Annotated in this window: 23 protein-coding genes; 10 read left to right on the top strand and 13 right to left on the bottom strand. The window is 56.8% G+C overall.

The features are described 5' to 3' along the window. Positions 1 to 144 precede the first annotated feature (144 nt). The 5 genes from HZB23_16785 to HZB23_16805 form a co-directional block, all read right to left on the bottom strand. A complete protein-coding gene (locus HZB23_16785; protein ID MBI5846314.1) occupies positions 145 to 1,848 on the bottom strand; it encodes a hypothetical protein in 1,704 nt (567 codons plus the stop codon). After that, positions 1,845 to 2,588, bottom strand: a complete 744-nt coding sequence (locus HZB23_16790) for an ABC transporter ATP-binding protein (protein ID MBI5846315.1) — start codon at positions 2,586 to 2,588, stop codon at positions 1,845 to 1,847. The genes HZB23_16785 and HZB23_16790 overlap by 4 nt, the downstream gene beginning before the upstream one ends. A gap of 323 nt (positions 2,589 to 2,911) precedes the next feature. Next, complete coding sequence (locus HZB23_16795; GenBank protein MBI5846316.1) at positions 2,912 to 4,420, bottom strand: transglutaminase domain-containing protein; 1,509 nt, start codon at positions 4,418 to 4,420, stop codon at positions 2,912 to 2,914. Positions 4,421 to 4,582: 162 nt separating this feature from the next. Continuing rightward, positions 4,583 to 5,182, bottom strand: coding sequence for a dephospho-CoA kinase (locus tag HZB23_16800; protein ID MBI5846317.1), 600 nt, complete (start codon positions 5,180 to 5,182; stop codon positions 4,583 to 4,585). Then, complete coding sequence (locus HZB23_16805) at positions 5,179 to 6,333, bottom strand: MFS transporter (GenBank protein ID MBI5846318.1); 1,155 nt, start codon at positions 6,331 to 6,333, stop codon at positions 5,179 to 5,181. The genes HZB23_16800 and HZB23_16805 overlap by 4 nt, the downstream gene beginning before the upstream one ends. A 233-nt stretch (positions 6,334 to 6,566) precedes the next feature. Here HZB23_16805 and HZB23_16810 point away from each other — a divergent pair, with 233 nt between their 5' ends. The 10 genes from HZB23_16810 (at position 6,567) to msrA (ending at position 16,309) form a co-directional block, all read left to right on the top strand. Then, complete coding sequence (locus tag HZB23_16810) at positions 6,567 to 7,199, top strand: MBL fold metallo-hydrolase (protein MBI5846319.1); 633 nt, start codon at positions 6,567 to 6,569, stop codon at positions 7,197 to 7,199. Beyond that, positions 7,199 to 7,654, top strand: coding sequence for an SH3 domain-containing protein (locus HZB23_16815; GenBank protein ID MBI5846320.1), 456 nt, complete (start codon positions 7,199 to 7,201; stop codon positions 7,652 to 7,654). Before HZB23_16810 ends, HZB23_16815 begins: the two co-directional genes overlap by 1 nt. A gap of 55 nt (positions 7,655 to 7,709) precedes the next feature. After that, positions 7,710 to 8,720, top strand: a complete 1,011-nt coding sequence (locus tag HZB23_16820; GenBank protein ID MBI5846321.1) for an adenosine kinase — start codon at positions 7,710 to 7,712, stop codon at positions 8,718 to 8,720. 81 nt (positions 8,721 to 8,801) lie between these two features. Further along, the gene (locus HZB23_16825; protein ID MBI5846322.1) at positions 8,802 to 9,482 is read left to right on the top strand and encodes a tetratricopeptide repeat protein; all 681 of its coding nucleotides are present in this window, start codon (positions 8,802 to 8,804) and stop codon (positions 9,480 to 9,482) included. A 41-nt stretch (positions 9,483 to 9,523) separates the two neighbouring features. Next, complete coding sequence (locus HZB23_16830; protein MBI5846323.1) at positions 9,524 to 10,606, top strand: 4Fe-4S binding protein; 1,083 nt, start codon at positions 9,524 to 9,526, stop codon at positions 10,604 to 10,606. A 14-nt stretch (positions 10,607 to 10,620) separates the two neighbouring features. After that, positions 10,621 to 10,872: a type II toxin-antitoxin system HicA family toxin gene (locus HZB23_16835; protein ID MBI5846324.1), complete on the top strand. Its 252-nt coding sequence runs from the start codon at positions 10,621 to 10,623 to the stop codon at positions 10,870 to 10,872. Further along, a complete protein-coding gene (locus HZB23_16840) occupies positions 10,872 to 11,096 on the top strand; it encodes a type II toxin-antitoxin system HicB family antitoxin (protein MBI5846325.1) in 225 nt (74 codons plus the stop codon). The genes HZB23_16835 and HZB23_16840 overlap by 1 nt, the downstream gene beginning before the upstream one ends. Before the next feature lie 16 nt (positions 11,097 to 11,112). Next, on the top strand, positions 11,113 to 12,123 hold the full coding sequence (gene ruvB, locus HZB23_16845) for a Holliday junction branch migration DNA helicase RuvB (protein ID MBI5846326.1): 1,011 nt from the start codon (positions 11,113 to 11,115) through the stop codon (positions 12,121 to 12,123). Between the two features lie 864 nt (positions 12,124 to 12,987). Beyond that, on the top strand, positions 12,988 to 15,402 hold the full coding sequence (locus HZB23_16850) for a PAS domain S-box protein (GenBank protein ID MBI5846327.1): 2,415 nt from the start codon (positions 12,988 to 12,990) through the stop codon (positions 15,400 to 15,402). Next, the gene (gene msrA / locus HZB23_16855) at positions 15,389 to 16,309 is read left to right on the top strand and encodes a peptide-methionine (S)-S-oxide reductase MsrA (protein MBI5846328.1); all 921 of its coding nucleotides are present in this window, start codon (positions 15,389 to 15,391) and stop codon (positions 16,307 to 16,309) included. Before HZB23_16850 ends, msrA begins: the two co-directional genes overlap by 14 nt. 78 nt (positions 16,310 to 16,387) lie before the next feature. Here msrA and HZB23_16860 read toward each other — a convergent pair whose 3' ends face one another. From HZB23_16860 to HZB23_16895, 8 genes are all read right to left on the bottom strand, one after another. After that, complete coding sequence (locus tag HZB23_16860) at positions 16,388 to 17,872, bottom strand: NADH-quinone oxidoreductase subunit N (protein MBI5846329.1); 1,485 nt, start codon at positions 17,870 to 17,872, stop codon at positions 16,388 to 16,390. A gap of 1 nt (position 17,873) precedes the next feature. Beyond that, positions 17,874 to 19,463, bottom strand: coding sequence for an NADH-quinone oxidoreductase subunit M (locus HZB23_16865; GenBank protein MBI5846330.1), 1,590 nt, complete (start codon positions 19,461 to 19,463; stop codon positions 17,874 to 17,876). A gap of 10 nt (positions 19,464 to 19,473) precedes the next feature. Next, positions 19,474 to 21,693 (bottom strand): NADH-quinone oxidoreductase subunit L, encoded by a 2,220-nt coding sequence (gene nuoL, locus HZB23_16870; GenBank protein ID MBI5846331.1) that lies wholly within the window; start codon positions 21,691 to 21,693, stop codon positions 19,474 to 19,476. A gap of 140 nt (positions 21,694 to 21,833) precedes the next feature. Beyond that, complete coding sequence (gene nuoK / locus HZB23_16875) at positions 21,834 to 22,151, bottom strand: NADH-quinone oxidoreductase subunit NuoK (protein ID MBI5846332.1); 318 nt, start codon at positions 22,149 to 22,151, stop codon at positions 21,834 to 21,836. 3 nt (positions 22,152 to 22,154) lie between these two features. Next, on the bottom strand, positions 22,155 to 22,652 hold the full coding sequence (locus tag HZB23_16880; protein ID MBI5846333.1) for an NADH-quinone oxidoreductase subunit J: 498 nt from the start codon (positions 22,650 to 22,652) through the stop codon (positions 22,155 to 22,157). 1 nt (position 22,653) lies between these two features. Beyond that, a complete protein-coding gene (locus tag HZB23_16885; GenBank protein MBI5846334.1) occupies positions 22,654 to 23,160 on the bottom strand; it encodes an NADH-quinone oxidoreductase subunit I in 507 nt (168 codons plus the stop codon). Positions 23,161 to 23,212: 52 nt separating this feature from the next. Continuing rightward, on the bottom strand, positions 23,213 to 24,340 hold the full coding sequence (gene nuoH / locus HZB23_16890) for an NADH-quinone oxidoreductase subunit NuoH (GenBank protein MBI5846335.1): 1,128 nt from the start codon (positions 24,338 to 24,340) through the stop codon (positions 23,213 to 23,215). 97 nt (positions 24,341 to 24,437) lie between these two features. Further along, positions 24,438 to 25,605, bottom strand: a 1,168-nt coding sequence (locus tag HZB23_16895; GenBank protein MBI5846336.1) for a molybdopterin-dependent oxidoreductase, incomplete at its 5' end; no start/stop codon positions are given.

Raw genomic sequence — 25,605 nt, forward strand, 5'->3', positions numbered from 1 at the left:
GTCTTCAATCGGCCCTCAAAACCCTTTGAAAAAACCCCGGACGCCTCCCCAAGGGAAACAAAAAAAGCCCGCAAGGCCCAAAAACGGGCGCAATACAACAGGTTGGGCACGGTTTCACGTGGAGCAAACGGAAAACACAGTCTGTCACGGCAGGGGCGAAAGGCGGCGCGCCCCGAAACGCATGGGCCACACAGTGACGATAACGCATAAAACAGCGGCGGCAATGAACGAACCCCAGAGCCAGAGCCATTCAGCCGACGTCACGGCCATCCCCTTGAAACCGGCCCTGGCCACCAGATAGACCGGCCCGGCCTCGATCACGATGACGGCCCCAATGAAGGCCGCCGAAAGAATCATGAACAATAGCCCGCCGAAACCGGTCACCGACTGGACCGGGTTTTCCGCAGTGAAGTCGGGGTAGGCGGCCCCAAGCCCTATCCCCAAGGCTATTATTCCCGGCACCATGAAAAAGACGGTGGCCGTTGAAACAATCATCATGAAAGGGGTGACCTTTAAGAGCATATTTGTGGACACCACCAGGACCTCGGAAAGGATGAGCATGGGCGGATAGTAGATGAAAAACTTGATCCAGAGCACCCTGCCCATTTTCACGGGCGCGGCCTTCACTATCCAGAAGGCCTCCCGCTCCATGCTCACCGCCGGATACACGAACCGGGCGGCAAGGGCGGTGAGGACGAAGGTGGCGAGCCCCATGTTGAGAAAGGCCAGGATGTTCTGAAGGTAGACGGTCTTGATGGGGGCCTTTTCCAGGGGCAGGACCTTGAAATTGTAAAGATAAATGCCTATCAGGGCCGCCATGAGAAAAAGCTGCGGCCACTGGGTGGTGTCCCGGAAAAAGGTCTTCCATTCCTTGACGAAAAAGGCCCTGGATATTCCCGAAAAAAACGCCAGACGCCTTTTCCGCCAGCGCTCCGGGTTTAAGGGGCCGGGATTGCGCACCCGGCTGTGCTGGGCCCGGCTCATGCCCGGAAAATAGACGGCGGAGGCCACCGCCACCACTATGAAGGTGCATAGGGCTGCGAACGAAAAGGCCAGGGCGTTGTGAAACACCACCGAGGAAAGCCTTCCTTCGAGCGCAGCCCTCATGGATTCATAAGCCCATGAAGGGGGAAGCCAGGCGCTGGAAGGGGTCTTCATGGCGGCCATGTATGTGACCAGGGATGCCGAAATTTCGGGGTCCACGAGCCTTTCGGGCCGTACCAGCCGAAGGCCCAGATAAATGAGGAGAAATATCCCTATCCCGAAAAAGACCAGTATCCCCCGGAACCTGTTGGCCGGAAGCACCACTGCGGCCAGGAGCACCACCAGGGCCGAAACCGCGCAGGCCGTGACGCAAAAGGGCGTCATCACAAAGGCGATGTTGAGGTAATAGAGAGGCCCCATGTGGTAAACCACGCCGTAGGCCGCGAAAACCGGCAGGGCGTAGACCAGGATCATCCAGGACGAATCGGCCACCGACTCTATCCAGCGGGCCAGGAAAATCTTGTCGTGGGACGCAGGAAAGGAGTGAACCAGATAAAGGTCGCGGGAAAGGTAGAGCTTGGAAAGGGTGGTCACCACGCCGGAAAACATCACCAACGCGAAAAAGGTGGGAAAAACCATGGCCAGGAGCTTGGTGGCCAGAAGCCGCCCGAAATCCTCCTCGCCCACGGAGTTGAAATAGGTGAGCACCTTGAACACCAGGGCGAAGATGCCCAGCCAGAAACCGAGCCCCAGAAGGCCGAAGAGGATCACCTTGTTCCTCTGGGCAGGGTCGGCCTTGGAAAAGGCGGCCCGCTTCAAGGAAATCCACCTTGGCCGCAAAAGGTAGGCCACCTTGTTTCTCACGTGGCCGCTCCTTCCGCGTGTTCCTCGGTAAGGCGAAGGAAGACCGCTTCAAGGTCCTGTTCCCCGACCCCGGCTTCCCGCTTGAGATCGGTGGTGGTTCCCATGGCTATCATCCGGCCCCTGTGGATCACCCCTATCCTGTGGCACAGGTTCTGGGCAACCTCCAGGGTGTGTGTGGAAAGGAAGATGGTGACGCCCCTTTCCGAGAGCCCCTTCAAAAGGTCCTTCACGAGCCTTATCCCGCGCGGGTCCAGCCCCACCATAGGCTCGTCCACAACCAATACCCTGGGTTCGTGGACCAGGGCCGCGCACATGATGAGCCTTTGCTTCATTCCGTGGGAGTAGGATTCGATGAGTTCGTTTCCCCATTCGGTGAGGGAAAAGACCGAAAGGAGCCTCACGGCCCGGTCCACGAAGCCGTTGTCGCCCGCGCCGTAAAGGTCTGCGGTGAAACGGAGAAACTCCATGCCGGTGAGCTTCTCATATAGAAAGGGCCGGTCCGGTATGAAGCCTATGATGCGCTTGGCTTTTTCCGGGTCGCGGGCCATGTCGGCCCCGGCCACCTTCACTGTCCCCGAAGTGGGGGCGATGAGCCCGCCCATCATCTTGATGGTGGTTGTCTTGCCCGCGCCGTTGGGGCCTATGAAACCGAAGATTTCGCCCTGGTTGACCTTTAAGGAAAGATCGTTGACGGCGACTATGTTCCCGTACCTCTTGGTTAGTCGTGATAGCTCGATCATGACAAAATCCGGCTTTCGTTAATGGCGGCTCATTTCAGAAGTGCCGGGTGAACCTGCCCTGCGGGCAGAACCACCCAACCTACGCCAAAATTGCCTTTTCTGGAGGTTATGCAATTTCCTGATAAACTTATGCTTTTCTCTTTTCTCCCCGCCGCCTAAGATATCCGCCCAATCGGCTTTTCTCTTTTCTCCCCGCCGCGCAAAGGCCGGTCACAGGCGATGAGCCGCAAGGCGCGCGAGGGGCGCGGGAGCAAGCGTACTGAAGGTACGTGGCGGACCGCGCCTCGAAGCGCAACACAGCGGATCGCGCCTGTGGACGGCCGCTAGTATCGTTGTTCCACCAGCTTAAGGCCGAGCTGGCCCAGAAGCCCTATCATGTCCCCCTGCCGGGCCGCCTGGCCCCGCGAGAATGAGACATGGGTCACGTCCACCGGAAACTGCCCGAAAACCGCATCGGCGGAAATCCAGCGGCCCCGGATGTAAAAGCTGTTCCATGCGTGGTAATAGAAGCGCCCTCTCTGGTAGACCACCCCCACCTCCACCCGGGTGGGAACTTTGAGGGCGCGGGCCAGGGCGGCGGTCAGAACCGAGTGCTCGTTGCAGTCCCCGGCCCTGGTTTCCAGAATCTCCACAGCGCTGGGGATGGAGAACACCGGGCGTTTTTCCAGGTTTTCGTGAACCCAGGCGATCACCTTCTGCGCCCTTACAAGGGCGGGTTCGTCCCTGGAGGCGATTTTTTCGGCCTGCCCGCGTATTCTGCGGTCGCCTGCGCTAATGAACGAATCCGATTCCAGGTAGGTGGCCCCGTTTTCAAAGGTCGCACGGGGCGAGTCGGCCCTGGTATAGTCTGCGGGCAGGGACTGCCGGGTGATGGTGAGGACAACTCCTGAAAGCTCCTGGTTTTCGGTTTCGATGTTGGAAAGTGCCTGGGCCGGGGCGGTCACTTCGAGTTTCAGGGACACCGCCTTTTCCGGGTCTTTGATGATTCCGCCGGGGTTGATGGAAGATATCTCCACAAGGTCGGAGCTTGAGCCCTCGTCGAAGCCTCCGGCGAAAACCTGCTCCACTGTGGCCTTTTCCATGCGGATGCCCAAAAGCCCCTCTTCCACAAGGACCTCGCCGTCCTTGCCCACCCAGGCGGTCTGAGCGTTTCCGCCGAATTCCACCTTTACCTTGCGAGCCCTCACCTTTTCGCCAAGTATGGTGATGTTTTCGATCTTTCTGACCGTAACCCTTGCCGACTGCTCGCTCATGGTGGCCGGGTCGAAGACCGGGAAGGTCCTTGTCTGGCCGGGGGCGAGATAGGCCAGAGAGGCGGCCTGCATGAGGCCCGCGCCCAGGTAGGGCCGCTCTTTAAGGGGTATGGTCATGGTGCGTAAGTCGGGTTCCTTGCCGGTGGTGAGAAAAAGGGTGTTGCCCTTCATTTCGCCCCTGGCCGAAAAGGCGAGCCCTGGAGACTGAAGGTTGAAGGTGAATTTTTTAAGGGTAAGGTCAGGGTTCAAAACGCCGGTGGTGGAGACGGTAATTTCCTGGACAAGGCCCATGGACGAAAGTTTCATGAAAACCAGCTCGCCCGCCGTGTAGCCGCCTTCGGGCCTCTTGGCGAACTGTCGCCTTGCGTAGCCGATCTTTTTGCCCTTCTGGAAGATGTTCATCCAGGTCATGGTTCCGGCCATTTTTTCCGCCTGAGCCACGGCCTCGTCCCTGGGGACTTCGGGCGGCTTCATTATCCAGCCCATCTTGACCGAAAAAAGCAGGGCGGTCGCCAGAAGCGACAGCAAAAAAAGTACACGAAAAACCGGTTGTCCGGAAAGTGAGCCGCCTGCCCGCATGAAACACCCCTTTAACAGTCCGTTGAAAAATGCTCGACACGAAGCCTGGATAAAAACGAGAAGTGCAAGGAGTTCGAAAAGCCAATGAGTAAGCGTACTTAATGTACGTGACGGAATTGGCTTTGATGCACGACACAGTAATTCTCGTTTTTAGACAGGCTGTTAAGACGCGATGAGACTTCTGAAAACCTCCTCCACCTGCTTTCTGGTCTCTTCCAAGGCCCCGTTGTTGCGGATAATGAAATCTCCGCATTTCTCGGTTTCGGAAACAGGAACCTGGGCCGCCACCCTGGCCCTTGCCTGATCCTCGGAAAAGCCCCTTCCCATCACCCGCAAGACCTGGACTTCGGGGCTTGCGCTCACCACCACCACCTTGTCCACCAGGGCCTTGGGGTCTATCCCTATCTGGGTGAGAAGGGGAATTTCCTTGATTATAATTGCGCCGGGGTCGGTTTGTAAAATCTCTTTCGTAAGGCGGAGGTCCTCTTCAAAGACCGCAGGATGAACTATGGCGTTCAGCTTTTGCCGGAGCGCCTCGCTCGCAAAGACCATGTCGCCGATTTTCGTGCGGTCGAGGCTCCTGTCGGGCGTCACCACCGTTGGGCCGAAGGCCTCCGCTATGGCCTGGTACGCCGGCCTTCCGGGCTCCACCACGTCCCTTGCAAGCCGGTCGTAATCTATAAGATGCGCGCCCAGTTCCGCGAACATGGCCGACACCGTGCTTTTTCCCGTGCCTATGGAGCCTGTGACGCCCACTATCATGAGAATTTTCTCCCGGTTTCAAATGCGTTGTACACAAAAAAAACAAGGGAACCGATCACAGCCGCCGCCGATGACGCCCAGAAAGCCCCCGCGCCGCCCACGCGGTTGAAAAGGAAGCCGGACATCAAAAAACCTGCGGTCATGCCAAGTCCGTAGCTCACGGAGTTGTTCACCGACTGGGCCAGGGTGCGGGCCCGGGCCGGAATGAGCTCCTCTGTGTAAAGTATGCACCCCACGTGAAAGGCCGCGTAGGTTATTGCGTGAAGAAGCTGGGAGCCCAGAATTTCCCAGGCCGAGACGGCATGGGCCAGGATTCCCCACCTCAAGGCCGCAGCGGCAAGGGCCAGGGGGAGCAGGCGTCTTGGGCTGATGCGTCCGAAAATCCGGGCGGAAAAAACCATCACCACTATTTCCGCAAGGGATGCCAAGGCCCAGGCAAGCCCAATAAAGTCCCTGGAAAAGCCGAGTTTTTCCAGGTGGATGGAAAAAAAGGCATAGTAGGCCCCGTGGCTCATCAGCATCAGAAAGGCGCAGAACTGGAACACCATGACCCTTGTGCGGAGAAAATATCCAAGCCCGTCCCTGAGGGACAAGGGCCTTTCCGATGACCCGCCCTTTGGAACAAGGGGCGAAAAAAGCGCGGTCAGAACCCCAATCGCCAGAAGCACGGGCAGGACCAGGGCCATGTCCCTTCCTTCCAGAACCCGGCCCATCAAAAGGGCCACCGCGATGAAACTGGCCGATCCCCAGGCCCGAAGCCTCCCGTACTCCCTGTTCCGGCTTCCGAGGACCTCCATTGAAAAGGCTTCCAGAAAGGCGATTATGGGGGTGTAGAAAATGCAGTTCACGAAGGTTACTGCAAGGAGGGGTATAAAGGAGGTGAGCCCAAGATAGAAAACGAAAAAAAACGCGTTGCCGCAGGCGGCGGCCACGAAAAGCGTGCGGCGGTTGCGCAGCCTGTCCGCAAGCGCCCCCCAGATGAGGGGGATCAGCCCTGCGGTCAGCGAGCGCACCGCCGAAATGACGCCTATCTGGTCCCCGGAAAGCCCGATTTCGTCGAAATAGAGGTTCAAATAAGGCAGGATGATGGCCATCCCCGCAAAATACAGCAGGTAATGGATGCTTAATACCCGCCTTGGGGAAAGGATCATGGGACGCTCTTATGAAAGGGGACGGGGAGCAGGTCGCGCCGGGATGAAATTTTTCAGGCGATGCCCGGTTTACCGGCGGCCTTTTTCAAGTTAACCCTTAACGCCCCAAAATGCAACGTTGCCGACAGGAACCCACAGGTCTTGACGGGAAACCGGGGGCGGGATATGATTCAAACTCGCGGTCATGCCCTGCCTTCCATAAAAGCAGCCATTACCTAAAAGGGGGACACGCCATGCTGGAAACCGTGCTCAAAAACCTTCGCTGGCTGGGCCACGACGGTTTTCTCCTCAAAGCAGCCGGAAAGACCATAGTCTTCGACCCTTACGGAGCGGCCAACCCGGAAAAGGCCGATATCATCCTCATCAGCCACGAGCATTTCGATCACTGCTCGCCGGAGGATGTCGCAAAGTTCGCGGGCCCGGATACGGTTATCATCACCGAGCCGATGGCGGCGGCAAAACTTACGGGCGGCGTCAGGACCATGAAGCCCGGCGACACCATACAGGTCCACGGGATAACGGTCACGGCCACAGCGGCCTACAACATCGGAAAACCCTTCCACCCCAAGAGCAACCAGTGGCTGGGCTTTCTGGTCACGGTTGACGGCGTCACGGTCTATCACGCGGGCGACACGGACCTCATCCCCGAAATGGCAGACGTGCGATGCGACATCGCCCTTCTGCCGGTGTCTGGCACCTATGTCATGACCTTTGAGGAAGCTGCAGAGGCCGCACGGCGAATAAAGCCCGCAGTGGCCGTTCCCATGCACTACGGGGCCATAGTGGGCACGAAGGACGACGCCGAAAAGTTCGCGGCGGCCCTGAAGGGCGAAATCCGGGTGGAATTTCTCGCGGGCTCTTTTTGATGAAACTCCGAAAAAGAATCTTCGCCGCAGCCCTTTTGGCGACGGCCCTTTTCATCCTTCCGGGGGCTCTTGCAGCCGACCTTTCGGAGCGCATGTCCGTGGGGGTGAGGGCGGCCAACGTGCGCACCGGCCCCGGGGATTCGTTCGATATCGCCTGGCAGGTGGAGCTTTATCACCCCTTCGTGGTTCTGGAGCGCCAGGGCGCATGGTGCCGGGTGAAGGATTTCGAGGGCGACCAGGGCTGGATATCCCGGACGCTTCTCACGGTCAACAAGACCGTGGCGGTGGCCAAAGACAACGTGCTGGCAAGGCTTTTGCCCGAAGCCGGAAGCCGGGTCCTCTTCAAAAGCGAAAAGGGGACGGCCTTCAAGGAGCTTCTGCGAAAGGGCGAGTGGGTCAAGGTGCGCCACGGCGAGGGCGAAACCGGCTGGATACACCAATCCCTCTTGTGGTAAGGGAAAATCCGGTTCTTTTATTTTCAATAACCCATCAACCAACGATTCCGGCTAAATGAAAAACAAAAAAAATCTCATAGTGGGCATAGGCTCGGCCCTTGTGGACATCCTGGCCCAGGAGGACGACCATTTCATAACGCGGTCAGGGGCGGTCCGGGGCGGGATGCAGCTTGTGGAGCATGAAAGGATCGAGTCGCTCTTTTCCCAGCTTTCGGGCGGCCACAAGGTGGTTCCGGGCGGCAGCGCCTGCAACACCGTGCTGGGGGTTGGCAGGTTGGGCGGCAGCGCGCGTTTCGTGGGAAAATGCGGCGACGACGATTTCGGCGAGCTTTTCCGGCGCTCCCTTTCCAGCCACGCCGTGGAGCCCGCGCTTTTTTCATCCGAAAAGCCCACCGGGAGGGTCCTGTCCATAATAACCCCGGACGCCCAGCGGTCCATGCTCACCTACCTTGGGGCATCGGCGGAAACGGCTCCAGAGGAGGTTGAAAGCGGCGTTTTCAACGGGGCGTCCATCGTCCACGTTGAGGGCTACCTCGTATTCAACAGAAAGCTTTTGGAGCGCACCCTGGTTGCGGCCAAGGACGCCGGGGCGAAGATTTCCTTAGACCTTGCCAGCCACAACGTGGTTATGGAAAACCGCGATTACGTGACGGGCCTGGTGTCCGATTTCGTTGACATTCTTATCGCCAACGAGGACGAGGCGGAAGCCTACACGGGCCTTAGGGACGAGGCGGAAGCACTGGAAAAACTGGCGGAGAAGGCCGCAGTGGCGGCTCTGAAGATGGGGCCGCGCGGATCCATGATAAAGGCCGAAGGCCGGGTGGTGGTTGTGAAGGCCCGTGGGGACGGCACGGCCCTGGACACCACCGGAGCCGGCGACCTTTGGGCCGCAGGCTTCCTTTACGGCATGGCCTTGGGGCTCGATCTGGCCAAGTGCGGCGAGCTTGGCTCAGCCTGCGGGCACGAGGTCTGCCAGGTTGTGGGCGCACACATCCCCGACGAGGGCTGGAAGCGCATAAGAAGCCTTTTGCCCGAACTTTACGACACCGAAACCCATGTCATATAAGCGCCTGTCTGATTGAGGCACGATTTATTGTACGCACATCCCTTGGATGACTATTCCACGTTGATCTGAAAGGACCGGACAGTGGCAGTAAAACAAAAGGTAAGCAGAAAAGACCTCCTGAAAAAGCCTGACGAGTTCATCACCTTCACCGCCCGCACAGTGGAATTCGTGCGCACCCACGAAAAACAGCTCTGGGCCGCGCTCATTACGGTTATCACCCTGGTGGTGGTGCTGGCCGGTGTCAGGTTCTACATGAAGCGCCAGGAAAACCAGGCTTTCATCATGCTGGCCAACGCCAGGGAAAGCTACACCTCGGCGCTGGAAACGGGCAAGGGCGTAACGGCGGCCCAGACCGCAGTTAGCGAGGTGATGACCAAGTACCCGCGCAGTTCAGCAGCCGACCTTGCCGCCGGGCTTCTGGGCAGGCTCTACCTACGCGAGGGCAAGTACGACAAGGCCATAGAGGCTTTTCAGAAGGCGTCGGGCCGGGTGGGGCAGGACCCCATGACCAGTAGCATCATACAAAGCGGCCTTGCCTACGCCCACGAGGGTCACAAGGAATACCAGAAAGCTCTCGACATCTTTTCGACGCTTGCCAAGGACGACCAAAGCCCGGTCCAGGAGGACGCGGCCCTTTCCCTTGGCCGGATATACGCAGCAATGAAGGACGCCAAAAACAGCCGCAAGGCCTACGAGGACTTCCTGAAAAAGTTCCCAACCTCACCCTATGCCCAGGAAGCGCGTGAAGCGAAGCTGAGATGACCCTGATTTAAAGGCGGAATCCCCCCGCCCCGGAGGCAGACATGTCCGACGTTTTCCGCGAACTTCAAAAGCAGCTCGACCAGTATTCGGTGGGCTTTCCCGCCACCAAAAGCGGAGTCGAGATCGAAATATTGAAGCACCTTTTTTCCCCCTCCCAGGCGGAAATGTTCCTGGACCTCTCGCTTCTTCCGGAGGAGGCGTCCTCGGTGGCCTCCCGCACGGGCAGGGACCCAGCCCAAACGGCGGAGATGCTGGCCGACATGGCCGCAAAGGGCCTCATTTTCAGGCTCCGCAAGAACGACAAGGTCTTCTACGCGGCCTCCGCCTTCGTTGTTGGCATTTACGAGTTCCAGTTGAAGACCATGGACGAAAAATTCGCGGCCCTGGTGGAGCGCTATTTCGACGAGGGCTTTTCCCTCACCGACACCGTCACCATCCCCATGCGCACCATACCGGTGAACCAGTCGCTGGATGTCAGCTTTCCGGTGGCCTCCCACGACGACGCACGGGAAATCCTCAAAAGCCAGAAAAAGCTCGCGGTGGCCCAGTGCATCTGCCGCAAGCAGCAGGACCTTGTGGGCCACACCTGCGACAAGCCCCGCGAGGTGTGCATGGTCTTCGGCAGCCACGCCGACTACTTCGTGGAAAACGGCCTGGCCCGCTTCATCGACCTTGAAGAGGGCCTAAAAATCCTCGACACCGCCGAAAAGGGGGGCCTTGTCAACCAGCCCTTCAACGTCATCAATCCGGGCGGCATGTGCAACTGCTGCGGCTGCTGCTGCGGCGTGCTGCGCACCTTGAACAGGCTTCCCAAGCCCGCCGAGATGGTGCTCACCAACCACTATGCGGAAGTTGACCCGGAAACCTGCACCGGCTGCGAAACCTGCCTTTCCCGCTGCCAGATCGCGGCCATCACCATGAAAGACGACGTGGCGCTTGTGAACCGCGACCGCTGCATAGGCTGCGGCCTGTGCGTCACCACCTGCCCCACCGGGGCAATCACCCTCAAACCGGTCGATCAGGAAGCCCTCCGCACGCCCCCTGCGGGTGTGCGCGACCTTATGATGCAGATCGCCGCCGAGCGCGGCACCTCGGTCATGCCCCTTAAAATGCAGGGGAAGTGAGCAAGGGATAAACAATGAACCGGCGCAAAATTCTAAAAAAAATTCTGGGCGGTTCAAAGAATATCCGTTTCGATGACATGGTCAACCTGGTTACTGGATTTGGATTCACTATTGCACGCACTGATGGAAGTCACCATATTTTCAGCCGCAACGATCTTCCGGAACTGGTCAACATTCAAAACGTCAATGGTGAAGCCAAGCCTTACCAAGTACGCCAATTCCTCAAGCTTGTGGAACGGCACAGTCTCAGACTGGAGGATGAATGATGCGGGACTATCACATCAACATTTTTTATTCCGAAGAGGACGGGGGCTATATAGCGGACATTCCTGATCTCGAAGCCTGTTCCGCTTTCGGGAAAACCGCCATGGATGCCTTGCAGGAACTCGAAAAAGCGAGGGCGCTGTGGCTCGACACCGCCAAGGCTGAAGGCAGAGTCATTCCTGCCGCCCGGTTCCGCCCGGTGATTTACGAGACGGTAAACGCTTGAAACACACGGAACCCCAATGACCCCGGACTGGACAGTTACAGACGAGCCCGTCACCTGCCCCGAAGCCCGTCCCGAAGACGAGGAGACCGCGTTTCTGTCTCTGCGGCCTTCCAGCCTTTCGGAATACGTGGGCCAGCAGGAGGCGGTGGATACGCTCAAAATAGCCATCCAGGCCGCCCTTGCCCGGAACGAGCCCCTGGACCACATCCTTCTTCACGGCCCCCCAGGCTTAGGCAAGACGACGCTCGCCCACATAATCGCAAACGAAATGGGCGCGCGGCTCACGGTCACCTCCGGCCCGGCCCTTGAAAAGGGAGGCGACCTTCTGGGCATCCTCACCCACCTGGAAGACCGCGACGTATTCTTCGTGGACGAAATCCACCGCACCCCCAAGGCCGTGGAGGAGCTTCTTTATCCGGCCATGGAGGACTATTCCGTGGATTTCATCTTCGACAAGGGCATCCACGCCCGAAGCCACAGGTTCAGGCTCAAGAAATTCGTTCTGGTGGGGGCCACCACCCGCGTCGGCCTTCTATCATCGCCCATGCGCGACCGGTTCGGCATTTTCCGAAGCCTCGATTTCTACACCGAGGAACAGCTCGTCTCCATAATCACCCGGAGCGCCGGCATTCTCTCCTGCCCGATAGGCCCGGACGCGGCCCTGGTGCTTGCAAGGCGCTCGCGGGGAACCCCAAGGATAGCCAACCGCCTTTTAAAGCGCGTGCGGGACTACGCCCAGGTGCGCTGCGACGGGCAGCTCACCAAAACCGCCGTGGAGGAGTCCCTGGCCCTGGAAGGCGTGGACGAGGCGGGCCTGACAAGCCTCGACCGCAAGTATCTTCGCACCATAATGGACTACTACAGCGGCGGCCCGGTGGGCATCGAGGCCATAGCCGCAACCCTCCAGGAGGAAAGCGACACCCTGGTGGACGTGGTGGAGCCCTTTCTTCTGAAGATCGGTTTTCTAATGCGCACCTCGGCTGGCCGCCGGGCCTCCCTTTCCGCCTTCCGCCACTTCGGGCTTTGACGGGCAAGCCTTCACCCGTCCGGCAAAATCCCGGCCCTCATCACCCGCGACACAAAATGTGATATATATTGCAATAAGACGTCTCTTCAGATAATATTGATTATCGATGACGCCACAAGTTTACATGCGTCATCCGCTTCGCCCCCCCGTGAACCGGGCATCTTTTTCACTCAATCGGGAATCAGCCTACCGTATCTTGATTGTCCGTTAGCCTTGTTCAGTTTTCAAGCCCCTGAAATTTTTTCCGTATACCCATCCATTACCAGCAAAAAACGCCTGAGGCGCACCATGCTTGACATGAAAACCGTCATCGCCTGCATCGTTGCAACCAATTTTCTGACAATGGTATTCATGGTCTATCTTTGGCGCGAGAACAGAAAGCGATACGACGGACTTTCTTTCCTGGCGATAGACTACGTATTCCAGGTTATATCGTCCATGCTGCTCGTTTCACGCGGAATAATACCAGATTTCATATCGATTGTTATCAGCAACGATTTTGCAATAACTGGCTTTTTTCTTATAATTGTAGGTTTGGAGAAATATATTGGCTTACAAAGAAAACATGTTCATAATTTTATTATTATTATTATTTTTACAATCGGCATGTCATATTTCGCAATATCATATCCAAATTTAAAATACAGAAATATTTTAATTACGATAACTATATTAATCTTCTCTTTAGAGGCCATATATATATTGTCCAGCAAATTCAATAAAATATCATATTCCACCAAGCCTGTGTCGATCATGTATATTATTTTATTGATTCATTCCTGCTTCAGAATTTTTACGACTGTCAATTTGCCGGGACCAGCAAATAATGACTTCTTCAGATCTTCCAACCTTGATGTTTCACATATGCTGCTCTATCAGATGATCGTAATAGCCTTCACAATAGCGTTTTTCATGATGGTTTCCCGCAGGCTTTATTCCGACATCGAGTCCCACGAAAGCCGCCAGCACGCCTTTCTTTCCAATTTTCAGGGCATCGCCTACCAGTTCATGCCTCACTCCTATCATGCCCTGATGTTCGAAGGCCGGGCCGAGGGCCTCACGGGCCTGCCCGCCCAGGAGTTTTCAAACGGCCAGGCATCCTGGATCGGCTTCATTCATGCCGATGACCTGTCAATGGTAACAGGCCGGTACGAAACAGCCCTGGCCAACCCTGACCGGCCATACGGAATGGAATACAGGATATATCATCCCTCCGGGGAAATCCGCTGGGTCTCGGACATCGGACAGTGCCATTTTCAGGGCGGCTTTCTACAGGTTTTGCAGGGAACCATCCAGGACATCACCGATCAGAAAAATTCCCAGGCCGTGCTTGCCGAAAGCGAGCAAAAATTCGCATCGGCCTTTCACACATCGCCCTACGCAATAACCATAACCCGCGCGTCCGACGGCAAGATCATCGACGTGAACGAGGCGTTTTGCGACGTTACCGGCTACACCATGCCCGAATGTATAGGCCGCAGCACAAACGAACTGAACCTTTGGGTTAAGATTGATGACCGGCTCAAGGTGGTGGCAGACCTTGCAGCCGGTAAAAAGGTCACCAGCGTCGAATTCCCGTTCAAGAGAAAGAACGGGGAACTCATGACCGGCCTTTTTTCGGCCCAAATGCTTCGCATCAACAATGAAATCTGCGTGCTTTCCAGCATCGCCGACATCACCGAACGAAAAAAAACGGAACAGGCTCTTGCCGAGAGCGAGGAGCGCTACCGCATCATCACCAACAATATGAATGACATCGTATGGCTGATGGACATGGATTTCAGGGTTATCTACATAAACCCGGCAGCGGTAAAAACCCGGGGGTTCACCCTGGAGGAATTCCAGACCATGCCCATTGAGAGCCATTTCCCTCAATCGTCCGCCGAGGCTTTTTTTCAGGTTTTGGCCGAAGAACTGACGCCGGAAAGGCTTGCGCAAAAAGACCTTGTAATTTCGCGCACAATGACCCTCGACTTTTTTCGGAAAGACGGCTCCATAATACCCGCTGAAGTCACCATGACAATGGTAAGGGACTTAAACGGAAGCCCCATGGGATTCGTGGGGGTGGGCCGGGACATCACCGAAAGGATTGCGGCCCAGGAGGCCCAGGAGAAGCTCACCGCCCAACTGAGGCAGGCGGCGAAGATGGAAGCCGTGGGCAGGCTTGCCGGTGGGGTTGCTCACGATTTCAACAACATGCTTTCCGTTATAATGGGCCATGCCGAGATGGCCCTGGAAGGCATCTTGCCTTCAAACCCCCTTTATGACGACCTGGAAGAAATCCGTCAGGCAGCCACGCGTTCCGCCGATCTCACCCGGCAGTTGCTGGCCTTTGCCAGAAAGCAGGTTATCGCTCCCAGCGTTCTTGACCTGAACGAAACCATCGAAGGCCTTCTTAAGATGCTCTCAAGGATAATCGGTGAGGACATGCGCCTGATATGGAATCCTGCTCCTGATCTCTGGGCTGTCAAAATGGACCCGGCCCAGATCGACCAGATTCTTGTGAATCTTGCAGTGAACGCCAAGGACGCCGTTGACGGCGAGGGCCGCCTTTCCATCGAAACCGCCAACGTAAGCCTCGATGAAAATTTCTGCAAAGACCACGCAGGGGCCATACCCGGCGATTTCGTGTGCCTGACCGTTGGCGACGATGGCTGCGGCATGGACAGGGAAACAGTGGAGCGCCTGTTCGAGCCCTTTTTCACCACAAAGGAAATGGGAGCCGGCACCGGACTGGGGCTTTCCACGGTTTACGGAATAGTGAAGCAGAACAACGGCTTCATATATGTTTATTCCGAGAAGGGCTGGGGCTCGACCTTCCAGATTTTTTTCCCGAAATTTTCCCGTGTCGGCGCTTCCATGCCCGAATCTTTCTCGACTCAGGCCGCCAGGACCGGGGCTGAAACCATTCTTCTGGTTGAAGACGAGCCCCCCCTGCTCAAAATTGCCAAAATGACAATCCAGAAACTTGGCTACACGGTGCTTGCCGCAGACGGGCCTACGCGCGCCCTTAAATTGTCCGATGAACACGAGGGCGTCATAGGGCTTCTTGTCACCGACGTCATAATGCCTGAAATGAACGGCAAGGACCTTTACCATGCGCTTTTGAAAAGACGGCCAGGGCTCAAATGCCTTTTCATGTCCGGCTATACCGCAAATGTAATTGCCCAGCACGGTGTTTTGGATGAGAATATGCACTTTCTGCAAAAGCCCTTTTCAAGAGACTCCCTTTCCCAAATGATTCGTCGGGCCATAGAGGCGGACCATGAAAAAACCTGAACGAATTCAGATATATTCCGATGAATACCTTCTAAAAATCCTCAGCGCCGAACAATTCGGGATTTTGAGGAAAGACGGCACCGAGCCGCCTTTTGACAACGCCTTTTGGAACAATCACGAAGAAGGCATCTACGTTGATGTGGTGTCGGGCCAGGTTTTGTTTTCGTCTTCCGACAAGTTCGATTCCGGCACAGGCTGGCCGAGTTTCACGAAGCCGGTTTTCAAGGAGGCCCTTGTGCTCAAAACCGACTTCACCCACGGAATGATGAGGACCGAGGTGAGGGCCGCACTGAGCGATATCCATCTGGGCCATGTATTCAACGACGGCCCCAAGCCTTTGGGACAACGCTATTGCATGAACTCAGCCGCGTTCCGTTTTATTTCCAAAGACGCTCTCGAAGCCGGGAATTACGGCCATTACGCCTGGCTTTTCGGGGGAAGTCCGAGCATCGTATTTGCAGCTGGCTGTTTCTGGGCGGTTGAGGAGGCCTTCGCAAAAATGGCCGGGGTGGTGGGGGTTGCCAGTGGCTACATCGGCGGACACGTTGTGAATCCAACCTACGAGGATGTCTGTACCGGAAAAACCGGCCACGCCGAGGCAGTAAGGGTTGATTTCGATACTGAAGCTGTCGGCGAGGAGGCTCTGTTAAAAAAATTCTGGGCCATTCACGACCCCACCAGCTTGAACCGCCAGGGACCTGACGCAGGAACCCAGTACAGGAGCGCGATTTTCGCTACCGGGCAGGCGCAGTTGGACCGGGCCAGGAAAAGCCGCGAGGAGATCGGACATTCCGGCCTGAATTCCCGACCGGTGGTGACGGAGATTTTACCTGCGGGCCCGTTTTTCAGGGCGGAGGAATACCACCAGAGATATCTTCTAAAGCGAAAAAACCGCCACGGATTTTAGCGGTGTATAAAAATAGACGTAAAGGTAAAAAAAAGGCCGCCCCGTTCGGGGCGGCCTTTTTGTCGCTTAAAGCGAAGTTTACATGACCTTGGCAATGGCTCTCGAAATCATCTCAAAATACGACCCGCCTCCAACGAGATAGGCCAAAAGGCCCATGCCCAGCTCAAGGGTGAGGATCGCGGTCAGGCCCAGGGCGACGGCAAGCGCGGGACGGCGCGCCGTGGCTTCCTCGATCTGTTCAGCCGGGTCGCTCATGTACATTATGATCAGGGGCCGCAGGTAATAGTAAGCCGAAAGCGCCGAGTTTAGAACGCCGATCACGACCAGGGCGATGAAGCCCCCGCGCATGGCGGATGTGAAGATGTAGAATTTTCCGGCAAAACCAGCGGTGGGCGGAATTCCGGCAAGGGAGAGCAGGAACAAAGCCAGAAGAAATGCGGCCCAGGGCCTTCTTTGGGCAAGCCCCTTGTAATCTTCAATGCTCTCGTACTCCTCGTTGCCCTTTCCAAGAAGAATCATCACGCCGAAGGCGCCGATATTCATCACGGTATAGGCCAGAAGATAGAAGAAAACCGAGGTCACGGCCTTGCCTTCAAAGCCTATGCCGTAGGTGGCCACGATGCCCACCAGAATGTAACCAGCGTGGGCGATGGACGAATACGCCAGCATCCGCTTCATGTTGGTCTGGACCAGGGCCGCGAAGTTTCCAACGGTCATGGTGGCCATTGCGATGATCTGGATGAGGGGTACCCAGTTTTCGGCGCTGTCCGGAAAGGCGAACATGAGAACCCGCAGGAAAACCGCAACGCCTGCGGCCTTAACGCCGGTGGCCATGAAGGCCGTGATGGAGGTGGGCGCGCCGTGGTAGACGTCGGGAACCCACATGTGAAAAGGCGCTGCACCAATTTTGAATCCGAAACCGATTATGAGAAGCCCAAGTCCGATCATGAAAAAGGGGCCGGACTGGCTGGGGCCGTGCGACTTGTAGAACTCCGCGATCTGGCTGATGCCGGTGGTTCCGGTTGCCCCGTATATCATGGAAATTCCGTAGAGCAGAAAGCCTGATGCAAAAGCGCCGAGAATCAGATACTTTATGGCGGCCTCGGTGGATTCCATGCGATGGCGGTTGAAACCCACGAGAACGTAAACGGAAATGGACATTATCTCGACACCCAGAAACACGGTGACGAGATCGGTGGCTGAGCCCAGAAACATCATGCCCGATACTGCGAAAAGGAACAGCGCGTAAAATTCACCCTGGGCTATCCCGATTCTTTGCGTGTAATCAAAGGACAGCATCACGCAAAGTATTGCGGATAAGAGCACCAGAAGGATTACCAGCAGGGAAAACGAGTCCTGCACCACCATGCCCGAAAATGCGGGGGTTGCTGATTCGGGCCTGAGCACCACGGCGGCCACAAGGGCGGCCACAAGGCCCACGAGGGTCAAGGCCCCGGAAAGCATTATCGGGGCTTTTTTACCGTAAGCCCTGATCAGAAGCACGAGGCACCCGGCAAGGATCACTATCATGTGCGGCGCAATGGGTTTGAGGAGGATATCCATGTTACCGCACCTCCTTTACCGCCAGATCGGTTTTTGCGACAAGGGAGACATTGTCGTACCTTGCCTGCTGGACCGATTCAAACCGCTTGAGAAAATGTTGCACACTTGTTTCCATGCGTGAAAGGAAGGGTTTGGGATAGATTCCCATAATCATGATGAAGACGACCAGGGGCATCAGATAGGCCAGTTCCCTGCGGTTGAGATCAGGCATGGACCGGTTTTTCTCGTTGGTGACAGGGCCGAACATCACGCGCTGGAACATCCACAGCATGTAAACTGCCCCAAGAACCACGCCAAGGGAGCCCAAAAGCGCGAAGAGCTTGGCGTAGGGGTTCTGGCCCAGGAAGGTTCCGATCAGGATCAAAAACTCGCCCACAAAACCGTTGGTAAGGGGCAGGCCCACTGACGAAAGCGTCACGATCATGAAAACGACCGCGTAAACCGGCATTATCTTGGTGAGCCCGCCGAATTCGGATATCAGCCTCGTGTGACGGCGCTCGTAGATGATGCCTACCAAAAGGAAGAGTGCGCCCGTGGAAAGGCCGTGGTTGAGCATCTGGTAGATGCCGCCCGAAACACCCTGGGCTGTGAGGGCGAAAAGCCCAAGCATCACGTAGCCAAGGTGGCTGACCGAAGAGTAGGCCACGAGTTTCTTTATGTCCGGCTGAACCATTGCGACAAGCGCGCCGTAGATGATTCCGATGACGGCCAGGGTGCTCATGAATGGGGTCGCGGCCACCGCAGCCTCAGGAAAGAGCGGCATGGCGAACCGGACGAAGCCGTATGTCCCCATCTTCAGCAGAACGCCGGCAAGTATGACGGAACCGGCTGTGGGCGCTTCCACGTGGGCGTCGGGCAGCCATGTATGGAGCGGGAACATGGGCACCTTGATGGCGAACGAAAAGGCGAAGGCCGCAAAGAGCCACATCTGAACCGTAAGGGCCAGACCGGGAGACGAATTGTACAGGGTCAGAAGGTCGAAGGTGAGAACCTCTCCGCCCGTGGCGCGGTAGCAGAACCATACCAGGTACAGGATGGCCGCAAGCATCAGGACCGAGCCCACCATCGTGTATATGAAGAACTTTATGGTGGCGTAAATCCTTCTTTCGCCGCCCCAGACTCCTATTATAAGGAACATGGGGATCAGCATCAGCTCCCAGAAAACGTAGAAGAGAAAAAGGTCCATGGCCAGGAAGGTCCCGATCATGGCGGTTTCCAGAGCCAGAAGGGCGAACATGAATTCCTTCACCCGCTTTTCCACTGCGGTCCAGGTGGACAGGAGCACGATGGGGGTGAGGAAGGTGGTGAGAAGAACCAAGAGAAGGCTTATGCCGTCTATGCCCAGGTTGTAATGGACAATGGGTGAAGCCTGCCCAAAAGCCCATATCCATCCGATTTTTTCCACAAACTGCATATCGGGCGTGGTGGAATCGAACATGAAAAACAGGGGCAGGCTTATGGCGAACTCGATCATGGAGACCCAGAAGGCCAACTGCCGGAGTTTTTGCTTGTTCTCCCCGGAAATCAGAAGGAGCGACAAAGCCCCCACAAGCGGGAAGAAAATCAGAATGCTCAGGATGGGAAAACTCATGGGTTACTTCCTAACCGAAAATCAGATATCCCAAAACACAGGCCACGCCGAGAACCATGTAAAAAGCGTAGCTCGTCACGATGCCGTTTTGGAGCTTCAATCCCTCTGCGGAAATCTCCTTGGCCACAGCAGCCACTCCGTTGACGGACCCGTCCACAATCTTCACGTCGAATATTTTCCACAAAAACGATTCCGACGTTTTCCTGATGGGTTCTATGATGATAGCCCGGTAAATCTCGTCAACCCAGTACTTGTTCAAAAGCGCCCTGTGGGCAAGGCCAAGGGAGCCTTCCTTTGAAGGCATTGGCGGACGGACCTTTTTGATTCCGTAAACCAGTATCGCAAAAAGGACTCCCAGGGCGGCCACGACAACGGACATGCCCATTAGCGAAAGTTCCAGTTTGTGCAAGGCATGGGCTTCGGCTTCGGCTTCACCGTGCGGGGCAAGAGCCGCGACCTCGTGGCCTACGGCAGCGGCAGGCGCTTCGTGACCGGCCTCAACAGGCTTGGCCTCGGCGTGTTCGGAAGCCTTTTCCTCGATGGCCGCCACCTCGTGGCCTTCTTTGGCAGGCGCTGGAAGGGCTGCCTTTTCGCCGTGGGCCGACGCGTCAACAACAGGAGCCAGCCAGTGGTGGAAGGTGTTGGTTCCCACGAAAATCTTGGATTTCCCCATAAAACCAAGGCTCACGAACCCGATCATAAGGATGACCAGGGGAACCCACATCACCTTGGGCACCTCGTGGACCTTCTCGTAAGGAAGGGCGTGGTGGAAATCATGGTCATGGTCGGCGCCGCGATACTCGCCGAAGAAAGTGAGCACCGTGAGTCGGGTCATGTAAAAGGCAGTGCAGAACGCGCCCAGGACTCCCATGATCCAGACCGCCTTGTGAATATTGGCGTAGATGGGGTTGGGAGTCGAAAAGGCCATCCAAAGAATCTCGTCCTTGGAGACAAAGCCTGAGAAGGGAGGAAGGCCCGCGATGCAGACGGTGGCCAGGATGAAGGTAAGCCCCGTCCACTTCATTTTCTTGTCAGCCCACTTGCCAGTCCAGAGTCCGCCCATGCGACGGATGTCCTGCTCGTGGTGGCAGGCCATGATGACCGCGCCGGAGCCGAGAAAGAGGCAGGCCTTGAAAAACGCGTGGGTCACGAGATGGAAAACGCCCGCAGAATATGCGCCCACGCCCACACCTATAAACATGTATCCGAGCTGGCTCACCGTGGAGTAGGCCAGGACCTTCTTTATATCGTTCTGGGCAATGCCTATGGTGGCCGCGAAAAGGGCCGTCATGCCGCCCACCAGACAGACCACCGTTGATGCGAAGGGGGCAAGGCTGTACATGAAGCCCATGCGGGCGATCATGTAAACGCCTGCAGTGACCATGGTGGCCGCGTGGATGAGGGCGGAAACCGGCGTGGGGCCGGCCATTGCGTCGGGAAGCCAGATATAAAGAGGTATCTGGGCCGATTTGCCGGTAGCGCCTACGAACATGCACACGCCCGCCACTTCAAGCAGGGGGACCGCCCCCAGGCCGGGAATGACTACGAAGATTTCCTTCAGCTTCAAAATGGCTTCGGACAGCTTGTCGAATTCCAGGGACATGGCTCCGACCTGGCCCATTCCCCAAGTGAGGAAGAACATGCCCAGAAGGAAGCCGAAATCGCCGATGCGGTTGACTATGAAGGCTTTCTTTCCGGCGGAGGCCTTGGCGTCGTCCTCGAACCAGAACCCGATGAGAAGATAGGAGCACAGGCCCACGCCCTCCCATCCTATGAAAAGGACGATGAGGTTGTCTCCCAGAACCAGAAGGAGCATGGCGAACATGAATAGGTTGAGATACGTGAAGTATCTGCCGAAACACTCGTCGTCATGCATGTAGCCGATGGAATAGACGTGGATCAGAAAACCCACCCAGCAGACCGTGAGAGCCATTACGGCGGACAGGCGGTCAAAGGTGAAGCCGAAGGGGATGTTCAGAAGATCGCTTCCTGTTCCTGCCGCGATCCAGCTGAACAGTTCCTGGTGGAACTTTCCTCCGTCCTCAAGGCCGATAAGGCGTACAAAAAGAAAAGTGGCCGTAAGGGCTGACAGAAGCACCGAGCCAGCGGCGATCCGGCCAACCGCCTTTTTGGGCAGTTCCTTGCGACGCCATACTGCAATGCCGTTTGCCAGCACCCCCAGAAGGGGAAACAGGGGGATTAGGGCGATCAGAGCGGTATTTTGCACCATGTTCGGTTCCATTATAAAATCACCATTCGATGGACTTTGAAAAAAGTCACAGGAAAACGCTTTTCCCGCCAGTGGCGCGATGCGAAAGGCTTATCTGCCGACTTCCGGCTTTCCCGGCTGCCGGTTTCAGCTTCGCCCCGTCACCACTTGAGTATGTTGATCTGCTCAACGTCCACCGTTTCACGGCGGCGATAGATGGAAATCACTATGGCGAGCCCCACCGCCGCTTCGGCTGCGGCAACGGTCATCACCATTATGATGAGTGCATGCCCGTTCATGGCGGCATCAAGGTTCCCGGCGGACGCCAGCTGTTTGGAAAAGGCCAGGATCGAAAGATTCACGGCATTCAGCATGAGCTCAATGCACATGAAAATCACGATGATGTTGCGCCGGATGAGCACACCCACCACGCCGATGGTGAACAGGATGCCGGAAAGCGCCAGGTATTCGTAAAGCATGATCTAAAGCTCCCTCTTGGCGACCACCACCGCACCGACCACGGCCACGAGGAGCAGCACGCCGGCAAGTTCAAAGGGCAGGATATATGTGGTAAACAGGGTCCTGGCAACCAGTTCGGTGGTGCCGTAGTTTTTCGGCAGGTCCCCCACCTTTGGTGCGGCGTAAAGGGCGACCTGAAGGCCTATGAGCACCAGGCAGTCCAGGGCCAGAAACACTCCAACCGCCTTCTGGGCCAGGGCGATGCTGGGCGCGGGGTTCTCGCTTTTCCTAAGGTCCAGAAGCATGATAACGAAAAGGAAGAGAACCATTATTGCGCCGGCGTAAACCAGAACCTGGGCCGCTGCGATGAAATGCGCGTTAAGCATCACGTACAGGGCCGAGAGGCAGAACATGCAGGCCACCAGGAACAGGGCGCTGGTGACCGGATTTTTGCGCAGTATGGTGAGGATCGCGCAAATAACCGCCAAGCCTCCGAAATTATAAAACAAGAGCTGTTCCATTTTACCAGAGCCCGCCCTTCACCGATGGCTTTTGGGGGATATCCATCAAAAGCCGGTCAATGCCCAAAACGAAGCTGGCCCGGTCATACTCGGCCAACTCCACTATTTCGCTGTCCATGCGGATGGCGTCGCAAGGGCAGGCCTCGACGCAGTATCCGCAGAAAACGCACCTTAATTCGTCGATCTCGAAAATTACCGGCCTTTTCTCGATGGCCGGATCCTCGTGCTCACCCTCCACGATGCGGATGCATTTGGCCGGGCATGTCGACTCGCAGCACTTGCAGGCAACGCAGCGCGGGGTTCCGTCCTCGCGGGGGACAAGGCGGTGCCTTGCCCTGTAACGCGGGGGCAGGGTCGCCCTCTCAAGGGGATAATCTATGGTGCGGACATCGTAGTTGGCCGCCAGGGACTTCACGGGTCCCCTGACACCAAGCCAGTAGCCGGAAAAATTGCGCACCAGGTGGCGCATGACCGTGTACATTCCCCGGGCAATTTCGAGAAAATACACGGAATACGCTGCTCCGCCGATTTCATCTCTTTTTACGACGTATCCCATCGTGTCACCGCACCATGAAGAAGACGACCACCCCGGTAACCACCACGTTGGCCAGTGTAAGGGGAATCATGTATTTCCAGCCCACTATCATGAGCTGATCGAACCTGAACCGGGGAAGGGTCCAGCGCACCCAGATGAACATGAAACCGAAGAAAAGGAGCTTGATTATAAAGGTGTTGAACTGGATTCCCACCACCACGAGCGAGGTCATCCACAATGGGAGCCCTATTGAACCCACAAGATTATATAGCACCGGTGTGGTAAGGAAGGGCACCTGGTATCCGCCGAAGAACAGGCAGACCATGAAGGCCGAGGCCACCAGGATGTTGGTGTATTCACCCATGAAGAAGAGGGCGAATTTCATTGACGAATATTCGAGATGGAAACCGGCCACAAGTTCCGAGTCGCCTTCGGGAAGGTCGAAGGGAATGCGGTTGGTTTCGGCGAATGAGGCCGTGATGAACATTAGGCAGGCAAGGGGCTGAAGAAGGAATCCCCATCCCGCTCCCCACAGAATCGCGCCCTGGCCTTCCACTATTTCGGGAAGCCGCATGGACCCGTATACCAGGATGGGACCCATCACCGCGAGCCCCATGGCCACCTCGTAGGAGATGAGCTGTGCGCCGCTCCTTATTGTGCCCAACATGGAATACTTGTTGTTGGAGGCCCAGCCCGCCACCATGAGCCCGTATATTCCCATGCCGCCCACTGCCAGAATGTAGAGAAGGCCCACGTTCAAGTCGGCTATCTGGATCAGGAACTTCGAGGGGCTCGCAGGGTCGCCGTAAAGAAAGGGGCTGGCCAGCGGAATGACCGCGAAGGTCATGCAGGCCACGGTCATGGTTATGAACGGACCCACGTGGTAAAAGACCTTGTTCACGTTGGCCGGGGTGATGTCTTCCTTGGAGAAGAGCTTCACAACGTCGGCGACAGCGTGAATGAGACCCCACAGGGTGATGTTCACTTTAACCCCAGGCAGGTACACGTTGGCCCGGTTCGGCCCCATGCGGTCCTGCATCCAGGCGCTCGCCTTGCGCTCGAACCATATGAGGATTGGCGTGAGCGACAAGATGAGCCCCATGACGGCGACCACCTTGATGATGGCAATGACGATGACCCAGCCGAGACTCATAGCTAAAAAATCCTTACCTTATTCCGAATCAACCCGTAACGGGCTGCGGACGGGGGGCGAGCAACGCACTTCCCCAACCGGAGCCCTTGCGAGAATGTCATTCCTTGCAGGGGCCGCCGCAGGGATCCAGCATGGCCCAGGTGAGGTCCGAAAATGCCTCCGCTTCGGCGGTAATGGCCTTGAAAAGCGCCGCCGGGCAGACGGGTATCTTGGCACCCAAGCCCTCGCCGATTTTCGATATGGCCTGGTAGGCCGGTAAAGCGCCTCCCGGCGCTGCTACGCCGCGCTCGGTTTTCTGGACGATTTTTTGAAAATTCGTGTAAGACCCGAACTGTTCCGCCGCGTGGGCCGTGGGAAGAACCACGTTGGCCTTTTCCGCCAGGGGCGTGAGAAAGGGCGTTGCCACAACCAGAAAGTCCAGCTTTGCAGCGGCTTCTGGCGCAAGGTCGCTGCCCATCACAAAAAGGGCCTTGGCCGCCGACACGTCGCCGGAAAGGCCCAGCATGGAAAGCCCGGTGCGGTTGGGGGTCTTGTCTGCGAGCTTTAAAAGATCGTCGCCCTTGCCCATGGCCACGTCCGCCGGGGTGGTTCCAAGGCTTGCGCCCATGGCTTCCGCGAGTTTTTTAAGCGCGAAATTGGCCTCGTTGGTCTCAAAGGCCGAAGCCACCAGCCCCACAGAGCCTTGCGCTGCCTTGAATTTTTTCACCACCAGCGCCACGGCCTCATCCCAGGACACCGGAACGAGCTTGCCGGAGGCGTCACGCACCAAAGGCTCGGTGACGCGGTTTTCGGCTATTTCCTTATAAGTGAGTCGGCCTTCGTCGCACATCCAGAAGGCGTTGACATCCGGGTTTTTGCGGGGGCGATAGCGTTGAACCGCGCCGTCCTTGGAATCCACCAGGATGGAGCAGCCCCTGGCGCACTTGGTGCAGACCGAGGGGGTGGCCGTAAGATACCAGGCCCTGCACTTGAACCGGAAATCGCGGCTGGTGAGCGCGCCAACCGGGCAGATGTCCGCAAGGCAGAGCTGGTAGCCTGAGGTGAGCTTCCCATCGCCGAAGGTGTCCACCACCGAATGCGCGCCGCGCTCGAAGATGCCAAGTTCCTTGTCCTTGGTGATCTCGTCGCAGAACCGGACGCACCTGGAGCAGAGGATGCACCTTTCCCCATCGTACATGATGAGATCGGAAAAGGCCTTGCGCTTGGGCTTTTCGATCTTGGGCTCCCGAAACCGGGACACCTGACCGGAAAACTCCATGTAGCGG

It is taken from the genome of Deltaproteobacteria bacterium, assembly GCA_016235345.1.
Classification (GTDB): Bacteria; Desulfobacterota; Desulfobacteria; order Desulfobacterales; family Desulfatibacillaceae; genus JACRLG01.

Excerpts from the sequence above, each read along its gene's own strand:
- HZB23_16860 (MBI5846329.1), bottom strand. The coding sequence starts at position 17,872 with ATGGATATCCTCCTCAAACCCATTGCGCCGCACATGATAGTGATCCTT.
- HZB23_16830 (MBI5846323.1), top strand. The coding sequence starts at position 9,524 with ATGTCCGACGTTTTCCGCGAACTTCAAAAGCAGCTCGACCAGTATTCG.
- HZB23_16790 (MBI5846315.1), bottom strand. The coding sequence starts at position 2,588 with ATGATCGAGCTATCACGACTAACCAAGAGGTACGGGAACATAGTCGCC.
- nuoL (MBI5846331.1), bottom strand. The coding sequence starts at position 21,693 with ATGGTGCAAAATACCGCTCTGATCGCCCTAATCCCCCTGTTTCCCCTT.
- nuoH (MBI5846335.1), bottom strand. The coding sequence starts at position 24,340 with ATGAGTCTCGGCTGGGTCATCGTCATTGCCATCATCAAGGTGGTCGCC.
- HZB23_16880 (MBI5846333.1), bottom strand. The coding sequence starts at position 22,652 with ATGGAACAGCTCTTGTTTTATAATTTCGGAGGCTTGGCGGTTATTTGC.
- HZB23_16820 (MBI5846321.1), top strand. The coding sequence starts at position 7,710 with ATGAAAAACAAAAAAAATCTCATAGTGGGCATAGGCTCGGCCCTTGTG.
- ruvB (MBI5846326.1), top strand. The coding sequence starts at position 11,113 with ATGACCCCGGACTGGACAGTTACAGACGAGCCCGTCACCTGCCCCGAA.
- HZB23_16865 (MBI5846330.1), bottom strand. The coding sequence starts at position 19,463 with ATGAGTTTTCCCATCCTGAGCATTCTGATTTTCTTCCCGCTTGTGGGG.
- HZB23_16850 (MBI5846327.1), top strand. The coding sequence starts at position 12,988 with ATGCTGCTCTATCAGATGATCGTAATAGCCTTCACAATAGCGTTTTTC.
- msrA (MBI5846328.1), top strand. The coding sequence starts at position 15,389 with ATGAAAAAACCTGAACGAATTCAGATATATTCCGATGAATACCTTCTA.
- HZB23_16835 (MBI5846324.1), top strand. The coding sequence starts at position 10,621 with ATGAACCGGCGCAAAATTCTAAAAAAAATTCTGGGCGGTTCAAAGAAT.
- HZB23_16805 (MBI5846318.1), bottom strand. The coding sequence starts at position 6,333 with ATGATCCTTTCCCCAAGGCGGGTATTAAGCATCCATTACCTGCTGTAT.
- HZB23_16815 (MBI5846320.1), top strand. The coding sequence starts at position 7,199 with ATGAAACTCCGAAAAAGAATCTTCGCCGCAGCCCTTTTGGCGACGGCC.
- HZB23_16840 (MBI5846325.1), top strand. The coding sequence starts at position 10,872 with ATGCGGGACTATCACATCAACATTTTTTATTCCGAAGAGGACGGGGGC.
- HZB23_16795 (MBI5846316.1), bottom strand. The coding sequence starts at position 4,420 with ATGCGGGCAGGCGGCTCACTTTCCGGACAACCGGTTTTTCGTGTACTT.
- HZB23_16810 (MBI5846319.1), top strand. The coding sequence starts at position 6,567 with ATGCTGGAAACCGTGCTCAAAAACCTTCGCTGGCTGGGCCACGACGGT.
- HZB23_16800 (MBI5846317.1), bottom strand. The coding sequence starts at position 5,182 with ATGATAGTGGGCGTCACAGGCTCCATAGGCACGGGAAAAAGCACGGTG.
- nuoK (MBI5846332.1), bottom strand. The coding sequence starts at position 22,151 with ATGCTTTACGAATACCTGGCGCTTTCCGGCATCCTGTTCACCATCGGC.